General features: G+C 65.1%; 13 protein-coding genes. All 13 read left to right on the top strand.

Annotated features, from left to right (window positions below):
- The first annotated feature begins 114 nt into the window (after positions 1 to 114).
- The 13 genes from rpsB (at position 115) to lpxA (ending at position 13,163) form a co-directional block, all read left to right on the top strand.
- Positions 115 to 855 carry a 30S ribosomal protein S2 gene (rpsB, locus tag R9B84_RS10555; protein ID WP_011352461.1) on the top strand — a complete coding sequence of 247 codons (741 nt, stop codon included), beginning with the start codon at positions 115 to 117 and terminating at the stop codon, positions 853 to 855.
- A gap of 162 nt (positions 856 to 1,017) precedes the next feature.
- Positions 1,018 to 1,899 carry a translation elongation factor Ts gene (gene tsf / locus R9B84_RS10550; RefSeq protein WP_065500997.1) on the top strand — a complete coding sequence of 294 codons (882 nt, stop codon included), beginning with the start codon at positions 1,018 to 1,020 and terminating at the stop codon, positions 1,897 to 1,899.
- A 156-nt stretch (positions 1,900 to 2,055) separates the two neighbouring features.
- The gene (gene pyrH / locus R9B84_RS10545; protein ID WP_006402648.1) at positions 2,056 to 2,769 is read left to right on the top strand and encodes a UMP kinase; all 714 of its coding nucleotides are present in this window, start codon (positions 2,056 to 2,058) and stop codon (positions 2,767 to 2,769) included.
- Between the two features lie 91 nt (positions 2,770 to 2,860).
- Positions 2,861 to 3,421 carry a ribosome recycling factor gene (frr, locus tag R9B84_RS10540; protein WP_423757924.1) on the top strand — a complete coding sequence of 187 codons (561 nt, stop codon included), beginning with the start codon at positions 2,861 to 2,863 and terminating at the stop codon, positions 3,419 to 3,421.
- Between the two features lie 47 nt (positions 3,422 to 3,468).
- A complete protein-coding gene (gene uppS, locus R9B84_RS10535; protein WP_423757923.1) occupies positions 3,469 to 4,251 on the top strand; it encodes a polyprenyl diphosphate synthase in 783 nt (260 codons plus the stop codon).
- On the top strand, positions 4,245 to 5,066 hold the full coding sequence (locus tag R9B84_RS10530; protein ID WP_047901006.1) for a phosphatidate cytidylyltransferase: 822 nt from the start codon (positions 4,245 to 4,247) through the stop codon (positions 5,064 to 5,066). Before uppS ends, R9B84_RS10530 begins: the two co-directional genes overlap by 7 nt.
- Before the next feature lie 15 nt (positions 5,067 to 5,081).
- Entirely contained in the window at positions 5,082 to 6,278 is a 1,197-nt protein-coding gene (locus R9B84_RS10525) for a 1-deoxy-D-xylulose-5-phosphate reductoisomerase (RefSeq protein WP_423757922.1), read from the top strand.
- An 11-nt stretch (positions 6,279 to 6,289) separates the two neighbouring features.
- Positions 6,290 to 7,675: an RIP metalloprotease RseP gene (rseP, locus tag R9B84_RS10520; protein WP_423757921.1), complete on the top strand. Its 1,386-nt coding sequence runs from the start codon at positions 6,290 to 6,292 to the stop codon at positions 7,673 to 7,675.
- A 61-nt stretch (positions 7,676 to 7,736) separates the two neighbouring features.
- Complete coding sequence (gene bamA / locus R9B84_RS10515) at positions 7,737 to 10,046, top strand: outer membrane protein assembly factor BamA (RefSeq protein WP_423757920.1); 2,310 nt, start codon at positions 7,737 to 7,739, stop codon at positions 10,044 to 10,046.
- A gap of 64 nt (positions 10,047 to 10,110) precedes the next feature.
- Positions 10,111 to 10,608, top strand: a complete 498-nt coding sequence (locus tag R9B84_RS10510) for an OmpH family outer membrane protein (RefSeq protein WP_174390159.1) — start codon at positions 10,111 to 10,113, stop codon at positions 10,606 to 10,608.
- A 16-nt stretch (positions 10,609 to 10,624) separates the two neighbouring features.
- Complete coding sequence (lpxD, locus tag R9B84_RS10505) at positions 10,625 to 11,719, top strand: UDP-3-O-(3-hydroxymyristoyl)glucosamine N-acyltransferase (RefSeq protein WP_423757919.1); 1,095 nt, start codon at positions 10,625 to 10,627, stop codon at positions 11,717 to 11,719.
- Positions 11,720 to 11,848: 129 nt separating this feature from the next.
- Positions 11,849 to 12,316: a 3-hydroxyacyl-ACP dehydratase FabZ gene (fabZ, locus tag R9B84_RS10500; RefSeq protein WP_006495559.1), complete on the top strand. Its 468-nt coding sequence runs from the start codon at positions 11,849 to 11,851 to the stop codon at positions 12,314 to 12,316.
- 58 nt (positions 12,317 to 12,374) lie between these two features.
- The gene (gene lpxA, locus R9B84_RS10495; protein WP_423757918.1) at positions 12,375 to 13,163 is read left to right on the top strand and encodes an acyl-ACP--UDP-N-acetylglucosamine O-acyltransferase; all 789 of its coding nucleotides are present in this window, start codon (positions 12,375 to 12,377) and stop codon (positions 13,161 to 13,163) included.

The following is a 13,163-nucleotide window of genomic DNA, read 5'->3' as shown; positions in this document are numbered from 1 at the left end:
ATCGCAAGCCGGCGCAACCAGGGTGCCGATCGCGTGGAATCAGGTTCCTTTCGGGGCAGGTTCGCGCGGCGGTACGGCAGCCGGCTTAAGACCCAACCCTCGTGGAGAATTCACATGGCAGTTACGATGCGCCAAATGCTGGAAGCGGGTGTCCACTTCGGTCACCAGACGCGCTTCTGGAACCCGAAGATGGCACCGTTCATTTTCGGTCACCGCAACAAGATTCACATCATCAACCTCGAAAAGACGCTGCCGATGTTCACGGACGCACAGAAGTACGTGCGCCAGCTGGCAGCGAACCGCGGCACGATCCTGTTCGTCGGCACGAAGCGCCAGTCGCGCGACACGATCGCCCAGGAAGCGCAGCGCGCAGGCATGCCGTACGTCAATGCACGCTGGCTCGGCGGCATGATGACCAACTTCAAGACGCTGAAGGTGTCGATCAAGCGCCTGAAGGACATGGAAGCGGCCGTCGAATCGGGTGAAACCGAGAAGATGAGCAAGAAGGAAGCGCTGCTGTTCGAACGTGAAATCGCCAAGCTGCAGAAGTCGATCGGCGGCGTGAAGGACATGGGCGGCATTCCGGACGCGATCTTCGTCGTCGACGTCGGCTACCACAAGATTGCCGTCACCGAAGCGAACAAGCTGGGCGTGCCGGTCATCGCCGTGGTCGACACGAACCACTCGCCGGAAGGTGTGGACTACGTGATCCCGGGTAACGACGACTCGAGCAAGGCAGTCGCGCTGTACGCTGAAGGCGTGGCCGACGCGATCCTCGAAGGCCGTGCGAACGCGGTCAACGAAGTGGTCCAGGCAGCGCGCGGCGACGACGAGTACGTCGAGGAAAACGCGTAACTGGCCCCGAGCCGGCGCAAAAAGGGGGCTCTCAACAGGCCCCCTTTTTTTAAGCTTGTGCGCCGGACCTGATCGCGCCGAATCGGCGCGGGTCCGGAAACGAATCTCGGCCGTCCGCGTCAAAGCGGGCGGCGTTGTGAATACAGACTCAAGGAGCGAATGATGGCGGCAATTACCGCAAGCATGGTGGCAGAACTGCGCGCAAAGACCGACGCACCGATGATGGAGTGCAAGAAGGCGCTGACGGAAGCCGACGGCGATCTGGCCAAGGCTGAAGAGCTGCTGCGCGTCAAGCTCGGCAACAAGGCGAGCAAGGCGGCATCGCGCGTGACGGCCGAAGGCGTCGTCGCATCGTTCGTCGGCGGCAACGCAGGCGCGCTGGTCGAACTGAACTGCGAAACCGACTTCGTCGCGAAGAACGACGACTTCCTCGCATTCTCGAAGACGGTCGCTGAACTCGTCGCGACGCAGAACCCGGCCGACGTGGCCGCGCTGTCGGCACTGCCGCTCGACGGCAAGACGGTCGACGCAGTGCGTCTGGAACTGATCGGCAAGATCGGCGAGAACGTGTCGATCCGCCGTTTCGTCCGCTTCGAAACCGCGAACAAGATCGCAACGTACCTGCACGGCGCGCGTATCGGCGTGATCGTCGAGTACACGGGTGCGGAAGAGCAGGTCGGCAAGGACGTCGCGATGCACATCGCGGCAATGAAGCCGGTCGCGCTGTCGTCGGCCGACGTGCCGGCCGAGCTGATTGAGACGGAACGCCGCGTGGCCGAGCAGAAGGCTGCGGAATCGGGCAAGCCGGCCGAGATCGTCGCGAAGATGGTCGACGGTAGCGTCCAGAAGTACCTGAAGGAAGTGTCGCTGCTGAACCAGACGTTCGTGAAGAACGACAAGCAGACGATCGAGCAGATGCTGAAGGCAGCGGATTCCGCGGTGCAGAAGTTCGCGCTGTTCGTCGTCGGCGAAGGCATCGAGAAGCGCCAGGACGACTTCGCCGCCGAAGTGGCCGCGCAAGTCGCAGCAGCAAAGCAGCAGTAAGCAGTCAGGCAGTATCCGCGGCGGGCGTCCGCTCCGCCGCGGCCGGCGGCGCCGCCGGCCGGCCGGGAACCCCGGTCCGACCGTCGGCGCTTGCCCGAATCAGTATTTCGCCCCTACAGTTCGTGGTTGTCATCCTCTCGTCGCTCGGAAGCCCCTATGTCCAATGCCTATAAACGCGTCCTCCTCAAACTCTCCGGCGAAGCGCTGATGGGCGACGATGCCTTTGGCATCAATCGCGCGACGATCGAACGGATGGTGGCCGATATCGCCGAAGTCGTGCGTCTCGGTACGCAGCTTGCGGTCGTGATCGGTGGCGGTAATATTTTCCGCGGTGTCGCGGGCGGCGCGGCCGGCATGGACCGCGCGACCGCCGACTACATGGGGATGCTCGCGACGATGATGAACGCGCTGGCGCTGCAGGATGCGATGCGCCACGCCGGCATCGAGGCGCGCGTGCAATCCGCGCTGCGGATGGACCAGGTCGTCGAGCCGTACATCCGGCCGCGCGCGATCCGCCAGCTCGAGGAAGGCCGCGTCGTGATCTTCGCGGCCGGCACCGGCAACCCGTTTTTCACGACGGACACCGCCGCCGCGCTGCGCGGTTCGGAAGTGGGCGCCGAGGTCGTACTGAAGGCGACCAAGGTCGATGGCGTATATTCTGCCGATCCGAAGAAGGATCCGTCGGCCACGCGCTACACGACGATCAGCTTCGACGAGGCGATCAGCCGCAACCTGCAGGTGATGGACGCGACGGCGTTTGCGCTGTGCCGCGACCAGAAGCTGCCGATTCGCGTGTTTTCGATCAACAAGCCGGGCGCGCTCAAGCGCATCGTGCTGGGCGAGGACGAAGGTACGCTCGTCCACGTGTAAACTCCCGCGGATGCGGGTCGTCGGCCCAGGTGTGCGTGTCGCGCCGGGCAGCGCCCGCGTTTTTTGAAGGTTTGAAGGTTCGGAGGTTGAAATGAGTGTCGCTGATACCAAGAAGGGCGTCGAGCAGAAGATGCAGCGCTCGATCGATGCATTCAAGAGCGATCTGGCGAAGATCCGTACGGGCCGTGCGCACACCGGCATGCTCGATCACGTGCAGGTCGACTATTACGGGTCGATGGTGCCGATCTCGCAGGTTGCCAACATGACGCTCGTCGACGCACGCACGATCGGTGTGCAGCCGTGGGAAAAGCCGATGGTCGCGAAGGTCGAGAAGGCCATTCGCGAAGCCGATCTCGGCCTGAACCCGGCAACGTCCGGCGACCTGATTCGCGTGCCGATGCCCGCGCTGACGGAAGAGCGCCGCCGCGAACTGACCAAGGTCGTCAAGAGCGAAGGCGAAACGGCCAAGGTCGCGATCCGCAACCTGCGCCGCGACGCGAACGAAGCGCTCAAGAAGCTCGTGAAGGACAAGGAAATCTCGGAAGACGACGAGCGCCGTGCGAACGACGACGTGCAGAAGCTGACCGACAAGCACGTCGCCGAAATCGACAAGCTCGTGCAGACCAAGGAAGCCGAGATCATGACGGTCTGACGACCGTCCTCGCGCGCCGCCTTCTTCCCGCAACTGTCTCAACGGCCATGACCTATACCAGCTCTACCGTTCGCGTGCCTGACGTCGGCGTCGTGCCGCGTCACATCGCGATCATCATGGACGGCAACGGCCGTTGGGCCACCGAACGGCGCTTGCCGCGCGTCGCGGGGCATACCCGCGGCGTCGATGCCGTGCGGGCGGTGGTCGAAGGCTGCGCGCGCGCCGGCGTCGAATACCTGACGCTGTTCGCGTTCAGTTCGGAAAACTGGCGCCGGCCGAACGACGAAGTGTCGTTCCTGATGCGGCTCTTCATCACCGCGCTCGAGCGCGAGGTGGGCAAGCTGCATGCGAACGGAATCCGCCTGCGTGTCGTCGGCGATCTCGATCGCTTCGAGCCGCGCATCCGCGAACTGATTCGCCGCGCTGAAACCAAGACGGCGCGCAACACCCGTCTTACGCTCACCATCGCTGCCAACTACGGCGGCCGGTGGGACATCCTGCAGGCGACGAAGAAGCTCGTCGAGCAGGCCGTGCGCGAGGGTCGCGAGGTCGAAGTGACCGAGGACGCATTCGCGCCGCACCTGGCGATGGCCTATGCGCCGGAGCCCGATCTCTTCATCCGTACAGGCGGCGAGCAGCGCGTCAGCAACTTTCTGCTGTGGCAGCTCGCGTACGCCGAATTCTATTTCACCGACAAATACTGGCCGGATTTCGACGGCGCGGCGCTGACCGACGCAATGGCGTCCTATACCGAGCGTGAGCGCCGTTTCGGGCGCACGAGCGCGCAGCTCGAACCGCAATCGCAGAACGCCGACTCCCTTTCATGCTGAAAACCCGTGTGATCACGGCGCTCGTGATGCTGGCAGTGCTGCTGCCGGTGACGCTGTTCGCGCCGCTCGCCGCGTTCGGCGCACTGATCGGCGTCGTGCTCGTGTTTGCCGCGTGGGAGTGGGCGCGCCTGCTGAAGCTCGGTGGCGCCGGCGCGGTCGTCTATGCGGTCGTCGCGGCGCTCGCGCTGGCGGCCACCATGCCGCTCGGCATCGATGCGGCTGCATCCCGTCCCCTTTTCATGGCGGCCGGCGTGTTCTGGCTGCTGGTCGGCCCGTTCGCGCTGCGGCGCAAGCCTGAACTCTCGGGCGGCGTCTGGCGGCCGTTCCTGCTGGCGGCCGGGCTGATCGTGTTCGCGGCCTGCTGGCATGCGCTCGTCGCGGCGCGCGCGCAGGGTGTGCCGTTCGTACTGTCGCTGCTACTGGTCGTCTGGCTGGCCGATATCGGTGCATACTTCGCGGGCAAGGCCTTCGGAAAGCGTAAACTGGCCATTACGATCAGTCCCGGCAAGAGCTGGGAAGGCGCGATCGGCGGCTGGCTTGCGGTGATGGTCGTCGCCGGTGTCGCGATGGCCGCGCATGTGTTCGAGCCGACCCTGTTTTCCGCATTCGCCGTGCACTACGGAATGCCCGGTGCGTGGGCCGCGCTGACGCTGCTGGTCGCGTACAGCGTGATCGGCGACCTGTTCGAGTCGCTGCTGAAGCGGCAGGCCGGTGTGAAGGATTCGAGCGGACTGCTGCCCGGCCATGGCGGCGTGCTCGACCGTGTCGACGCGCTGCTGCCGGTGCTGCCGCTCGCGATGCTGCTGCTTGGTTAAACCACTATTCCTGTTATGCAAAAACGTCTGACATTGCTCGGTTCCACGGGCTCGATCGGAGACAGCACGCTCGACGTGGTCGCGCGCCACCCCGAACGATTCTCGGTCTACGCGCTGACCGCGCACCGCAACGGCGACAAGCTCGTCGAGCAGTGTCTGCGCTTCGCGCCTGAAGTGGCGGTGGTCGGCGATGCCGCGACAGCCGCGCATGTCGACGCGAAACTGCGCGCGGCGGGCAGCAAGACGACCGTGCTGCACGGGCCGCAGGCGCTCGTCGACGTGTCGAAGAGCGACGGCTGCGACACGGTGGTCGCGGCGATCGTCGGCGCGGCCGGCCTGGCGCCGAGCCTCGCGGCCGCGCGTGCCGGCAAGCGGATCCTGCTCGCGAACAAGGAAGCGCTCGTGATGTCGGGCGCGATCTTCATGGACGCCGTGCGCGACCATGGCGCGATCCTGCTGCCGGTCGACAGCGAACACAACGCGATTTTCCAGTGCATGCCGCGCGACGCGGCCGAGCATGGCGGGATCTCGAAGATCATCCTGACCGCATCGGGCGGCCCGTTCCGGACGCGCGAGCCGGCCACGCTCGTCGACGTGACGCCGGACGAGGCGTGCAAGCACCCGAACTGGGTGATGGGCCGCAAGATCTCGGTCGATTCCGCGACGATGATGAACAAGGGTCTCGAGGTGATCGAGGCGCACTGGATCTTCGGGTTGCCGGGCGACCGGATCGACGTGCTGATCCATCCGCAGAGCGTGATCCACTCGCTCGTGTCGTACCGCGACGGCTCGGTGCTCGCGCAGCTCGGGAACCCCGACATGCGCACGCCGATCGCGCATGCGCTCGCGTTCCCCGATCGCGTCGATGCGGGCGTCGACCAGCTCGACCTCGTGCAGATCGCGCAGTTGTCGTTCGAGAAGCCCGATTACGCGCGCTTCCCGTGCCTCGCGCTTGCGCTGAAGGCGCTCGAGGAAGGCGGCATCGCGAGCGCCGCATTGAACGCGGCGAACGAAGTTGCGGTCGAAGCGTTTCTCGAGCGCCGGATCGGCTTCATGGCGATCGCGGCGACGGTCGACGCAGTGCTCAACGCGCTGCCGAACCGTGCGCCCGACGGGCTCGACGATGTCCTGGCGGCGGATGCCGAGGCACGCCGCCTCGCCGCCGCGATTATTGCGAAAGCGCCTGCGCCACGCGTGGAGCGCACTGTCTGAATGGAGTGCTCATGAACGTGCTGGTCGAACTGATCGCGTTTGCGGTGGCGATCGGGGTGCTGGTCGTCGTGCATGAGTACGGACATTATCGTGTCGCGCGCTGGTGCGGCGTGAAGGTGCTGCGATTCTCCATCGGCTTCGGTCAGCCCGTTGCGCGCTGGGTCAGCCGCAAGACGGGCACCGAGTGGACGTTGTCCGCGCTGCCGCTCGGCGGTTATGTGAAGATGCTCGACGAGCGCGATCCGGGCCCCGGCGTCAAGCCGGAGGAGCTCGGCCAGGCGTTCAACCGGCAGTCGGTCTACAAGCGCATCGCGATCGTCGCGGCCGGGCCGATTGCGAACTTTCTGTTGGCAATTGTGCTGTTTTCTGCCGTATTTGCCACGGGCGTGACCGAGCTGGCCGCGATCGTCGCGCCGCCGGCCGTCGGCACGGTGGCGGCCCGCGCGGGCTTCGACGGCGGCGAGACGATCGTGTCGATCCGCAGCGTGCGCGCAGGCGACGCGCCGGGCGGCGAGTCGGAACCGGTGCGGTCGTGGTCGGACCTGCGCTGGAAGCTGCTGTCGGCTGCGTTCGATCATCGCGAGATCGTGCTCGGCGCGCGCGATGGCAGCACGACGTTCGATTTCCGCGTCGACCTTCGCAATGTTCCCGAAAGTCAGCTCGACGACGATTTCATGGCGCACCTGGGCTTCGAGGCCGGCGACGGCACGTTGTCGGTCGCATCGGTGCAGCCCGGCAGCGCGGCGGAGCAGGCGGGCCTGAAGGCCGGCGACAAACTCGTGGCGCTCGACGACAAGCCGATCGGCGGCGCGTCGCGCTTCATCGATTTCGTCAAGCACCATGCGGGCAAGGCGCTCGACCTGCGGATCGAGCGCAACGGCGCCGCGCAGACGGTATCGATCGTGCCGCAGATGCAGCGCGACGACGATTCGGGTCAGCAGGTCGGCCGCATCGGCGCGGCGCTGTCGATGCACGTGCCGTCCGTCGACGTGCGCTACGGGCCGATCGAGAGCCTGCGGCTCGGCGTGCACCGCACGTGGGACATCTCCGTGTATTCGCTGCGGATGTTCGGGCGCATGATCACCGGCAACGCGTCGCTGAAGAACCTGTCCGGCCCCGTGACGATCGCCGACTACGCGGGCAAGAGCGCGCGGCTCGGTCCGTCGGCGTTCCTGTCGTTCCTCGCCCTTGTCAGCATTAGCCTTGGCGTCCTGAACTTGTTGCCGATTCCCGTTTTGGACGGGGGGCATCTGTTATATTATGCGGTTGAAGCCGCGACCGGGAAAGCCGTCTCGGAGCGCTGGCAACTGATTCTGCAAAGAGCCGGGTTGATCTGCATCGTCGCGTTGTCGGCGATCGCGCTGTTCAACGATCTGGCTCGGTTAATCCATTTCTGAAGCGTCAGGCGGCCGCCGCTGGGCAGCCGCCCGATTTGATGCAGCTAAATATTGGGGATGCATGTTGTTCAAACCTCATCGCTTTGTACCTAAGACAGTTGCAGCGGCCGCGCTCGCCGCTCACGGCCTCGCGGCGCATGCAGCGGCACCGTTCGTGGTGCAAGACATCAAGATCGAGGGGCTGCAGCGCGTCGAAGCGGGTTCGGTGTTCGCCTACCTGCCGATCAAGCAGGGCGATACCTTCACGGACGACAAGGCATCCGAAGCAATCCGCGCGTTGTACGCGACGGGCTTTTTCAACGACGTGCGCATCGCCACGCAGGGCAACGTCGTGATCGTGCAGGTGCAGGAGCGGCCGGCCATCGCGTCGATCGACTTCACCGGCACGAAGGAATTCGACAAGGACAACCTGACGAAGGCGCTGCGCGCCGTCGGTCTCGCCGACGGCCGCTACTACGACAAGGCGCTCGTCGACAAGGCGGAGCAGGAGCTCAAGCGTCAGTACCTGACGCGCGGCTTCTACGCGGCCGAAGTCAAGACGACGGTCACGCCGGTCGACGCGAACCGCGTGTCGATCCTGTTCGCGGTGGCCGAAGGCCCGAGCGCGAAGATCCGCCAGATCAACTTCATCGGCAACAAGGCGTTCAGCACCAGCACGCTGCGCGACGAGATGCAGCTTTCGACGCCGAACTGGTTCTCGTGGTACACGAAGAACGACCTGTACTCGAAGGAAAAGCTGACGGGCGACCTCGAGGCCGTGCGCTCGTACTACCTGAACCGCGGTTACCTCGAGTTCAACATCGAGTCGACCCAGGTGTCGATCTCGCCCGACAAGAAGGACATGTACCTGACGGTCACGCTGCACGAAGGCGAGCCGTACACGGTGTCGGGCATCAAGCTGTCGGGCAACCTGCTCGATCGCGAGGCCGAACTCAACAAGCTGATCAAGATCAAGCCGGGCGACCGCTTCTCGGCCGAAAAGCTGCAGCAGACCACCAAGTCGATCGTCGACAAGCTCGGTGAATACGGTTATGCATTCGCGGCCGTCAACGCGCAGCCGGACATCGACCAGGCGAACCACAAGGTGAACCTGAACCTCGTCGTCGATCCGAGCCGCCGCGTGTATGTGCGCCGCATCAACGTCGTCGGCAACACGCGTACGCGCGACGAAGTGGTGCGCCGCGAAATGCGCCAGCTCGAAAGCTCGTGGTTCGATTCGAACCGTCTCGCGCTGTCGAAGGACCGCGTGAACCGTCTCGGCTACTTCACCAACGTCGACGTGACGACGGTGCCGGTCGAAGGCACGAACGACCAGGTCGACGTGAACGTGAAGGTCGACGAAAAGCCGACCGGCGCGATCACGCTGGGCGCCGGCTTCTCGTCGACGGACAAGGTCGTGCTGTCGGCCGGCGTGTCGCAGGACAACGTGTTCGGTTCGGGCACCAGCCTGTCGGTGAACGTCAACACCGCAAAGAGCTACCGTACGCTGACCGTCACGCAGGTCGACCCGTACTTCACGGTCGACGGCATCAAACGGATCACGGACGTCTTCTACCGCACGTACCAGCCGCTCTATTATTCGACGAGCTCGAGCTTCCGGATCATCAGCGCCGGCGGCAACCTGAAGTTCGGCATCCCGTTCTCGGAAGTCGATACCGTCTACTTCGGCGCGGGCTTCGAGCAGAACCGCCTCGACGTCGATTCGAACACGCCGCAGAGCTACCAGGATTACGTGAACCAGTTCGGCCGCGTGTCGAACACGGTGCCGCTGACCGTCGCATGGTCGCGCGACGCACGCGACAGCGCGCTGATCCCGAGCCGCGGCTACTTCACGCAGGCAAACGTCGAATACGGCGTGCCGGTCGGCAAGATCCAGTACTACAAGGCCGACCTGCAGGCGCAGTACTACTATTCGTTCTCGCGCGGCTTCATCCTCGGCATGAACCTGCAGGGCGGCTACGGTAACGGTATCGGCAACCCGTACCCGATCTTCAAGAACTACTACGCGGGCGGTATCGGCTCCGTGCGTGGCTACGAGCCGAGCTCGCTGGGCCCGCGCGACACGAAGACGAACGACCCGATCGGCGGTTCGAAGATGCTGGTCGGCAACATCGAGCTGACGTTCCCGCTGCCGGGCACCGGCTACGACCGCACGCTGCGCGTGTTCACGTTCCTCGACGGCGGTAACGTGTGGGGCAACGCGCCGGGCGGCACGAGTACGGGCGCCAACGGCCTGCGTTACGGCTACGGTGTGGGTCTCGCGTGGATCTCGCCGATCGGCCCGCTGAAGCTGAGCCTCGGCTTCCCGCTGCAGAAGCACGAAGGCGACCAGTACCAGAAATTCCAGTTCCAGATCGGGACGGCGTTCTGACCGAACGCATGACAACAGCAACGAGAGGGTAATTTTGCTAACCGGTAAGTTTTCGAAACGAGTGATGTGCGCGCTGACCGTTGCGCTGGCCCTGGGCGCGGCGACGGTTCACGCACAGGACGTCGCCCGCATCGCGGCGGTCAATTCGGATCGGATCCTGCGCGAGTCGGTGCCCGCGAAGGCGGCGCAGACGAAGCTCGAAGCCGAGTTCGCGAAGCGCGACAAGGATCTGCAGGATCTGGCGGCGCGCCTGAAGTCGATGTCCGATTCGCTCGACAAGAGCGGCACGTCGCTGTCGGCGGCCGATCGCGCGCAGAAGCAGCGCGATCTCGCCCAGCTCGATACCGATTTCCAGCGCAAGCAGCGCGAGTTCCGCGAGGACCTGAACCAGCGTCGCAACGAGGAACTGGCGGCCGTGCTCGAGCGGGCGAACAAGGTCATCAAGCAGATCGCCGAGCAGCAGAATTACGATCTGATCGTGCAGGAAGCCGTGTACGTCAGCCCGCGCATCGACATCACCGACAAGGTGCTCAAGGCGCTCGCGTCCGGCTCGACGAACTGAACGGAGCAGACGACGAATGGCATTGACGCTTGAGGAACTCGTAAAGCGGTTCGGCGGCGAGATCGCCGGCGACGCACAGTGCAAGGTGAGCGGGCTCGCACCGCTCGACCAGGCAGGCCCTCAGCAACTCGCGTTCCTCGCGAATCCGAAGTACCTGTCGCAGGTCGAGTCGACCCGCGCAGGCGCGGTGCTGATCGCACCGAAGGATCTGGAAAAGCTGGGTGCGGCCGCTAACGGCCGGACGGCCGGCCCCCGCAATTTCATTGTGACGCCGAATCCGTACGCGTATTTCGCGCGCGTCGCGCAGATGTTCATCGACCTGGCCGCGCCGCCGCGCGCCGCCGGCGTGCATCCGAGCGCGACGATCGATCCGGCCGCGCAGGTCGCCGCGAGCGCGGTGATCGGCCCGCACGTGACGGTCGAAGCCGGCGCGGTGATCGAGGACGGCGTGCAGCTCGACGCGAACGTATTCGTCGGCCGCGGCACGACGATCGGCGCGGGCTCGCACTTTTATCCGAACGCATCGGTGTACCACGGCTGCAAGGTCGGCCCGCGCGCGATCATCCATTCGGGCGCGGTGATCGGCTCCGACGGCTTCGGCTTCGCGCCGGATTTCGTCGGCGACGGCGACGCACGCACCGGCAGCTGGGTCAAGATCCCGCAGGTCGGCGGCGTATCGATCGGCCCGGACGTCGAGATCGGCGCGAACACGACGATCGATCGCGGCGCGATGGCGGACACCGTCATCGAGGAATGCGTGAAGATCGACAACCAGGTGCAGATCGCCCACAACTGCCGGATCGGCGCCTACACGGTGATCGCCGGCAAGGCAGGCATTGCGGGCAGCACGACGATCGGCCGCCACTGCATGATCGGCGGCGCGGCCGGGATCGCCGGCCACGTGACGCTCGGCGACTATGTCATCATCACCGCGAATTCGGGCGTATCGAAGTCGCTGCCGAAGGCCGGCATCTATACCAGCGCGTTCCCGGCCGTCGACCACGGCGAATGGAACAAGAGCGCCGCGCTCGTGCGCAACCTCGACAAGCTGCGCGACCGCATCAAGGCGCTCGAAGCCGCGCTCGCCGCCCAGGGCGGCACGGACGCCTGAGCGCGCCATGCGAGACCACCAACCGGGCACGGCCAGCGCAACCGGCCCGGTTTGCCAGACTGGGCCGCGGGGCGGCCCGCTTCAGCCTTTGCATCACCACCGCGCAGCCTCTGCGTGAGACGAACCATCATGAGCACTGAAAAAATCAATCTCGACATCCACAAGATCCTCACGCTGCTGCCGCATCGCTACCCGATTCTGCTCGTCGATCGCGTGCTCGAACTGGAGCCGCACAAAGGGATCAAAGCGCTGAAGAACGTGTCGATCAACGAGCCGTTCTTCCAGGGGCATTTCCCGAAGCGGCCAGTGATGCCGGGCGTGCTGATCCTCGAAGCGCTCGCGCAGGCCGCGGCGCTGCTGACCTTCGCGGAAGAGCAGCCGAAAGATCCGGAGAACACGCTGTACTACTTCGTCGGGATCGATGGGGCGCGCTTCAAGCGCGTGGTCGAGCCGGGCGACCAACTGATTCTGAACGTGACGTTCGAACGCTACATCCGCGGCATCTGGAAGTTCAAGGCGGTGGCGGAAGTGGACGGCAAGGTGGCGGCGGAAGCCGAACTGATGTGCACGGTCAAGACGGCCGACGCGGCGCCCTGAGCGACGCGGCACGCATCGGCAACGCAACGCGACACATCACATCGAGAGGCAACGGCGCATGACCAGGATTCATCCCACCGCGATTGTCGAACCGGGCGCGCAGATCGACGAAACGGTCGAGATCGGCCCGTATGCGATCGTCGGCCCGAACGTCACGATCGGCGCGCGCACGACGATCGGCTCGCACAGCGTGATCGAAGGCCACACGACGATCGGCGAGGACAACCGCATCGGCCATTACGCATCGGTCGGCGGCCGTCCGCAGGACATGAAGTACAAGGACGAGCCGACGAAGCTCGTGATCGGCAATCGCAACACGATCCGCGAATTCACGACGATCCACACGGGCACCGTGCAGGACGTCGGCGTGACGACGCTCGGCGACGACAACTGGATCATGGCCTACGTGCACATCGGCCATGACTGCAAGGTCGGCAGCAACGTCATCATGTCGAGCAACGCGCAGATGGCCGGCCACGTCGAGATCGGCGACTGGGCGATCGTCGGCGGGATGTCGGGCGTGCATCAGTTCGTGCGCATCGGTGCGCACTCGATGCTGGGCGGCGCGTCGGCGCTCGTGCAGGACATTCCGCCGTTCGTGATCGCGGCAGGCAACAAGGCCGAGCCGCACGGGATCAACGTCGAAGGGCTGCGCCGGCGCGGCTTCTCGGCCGATGCGATCTCGGCGCTGCGCAGCGCGTACCGTCTGCTGTACAAGAACGGCCTGTCGCTCGAGGAAGCGAAGGTGCAGCTGCGCGAGCTGGCGGAGGCGGGCGGCGACGGCGATGCGCCGGTGAAGGCGCTCGTCGAGTTCGTCAACGCGTCCCAACGCGGCATCATCCGCTAA

This window comes from Burkholderia sp. NLJ2 (assembly GCF_049487195.1).
Classification (GTDB): Bacteria; Pseudomonadota; Gammaproteobacteria; order Burkholderiales; family Burkholderiaceae; genus Burkholderia; species Burkholderia pyrrocinia.
This window is presented reverse-complemented; position numbering and strand designations above follow the sequence as displayed.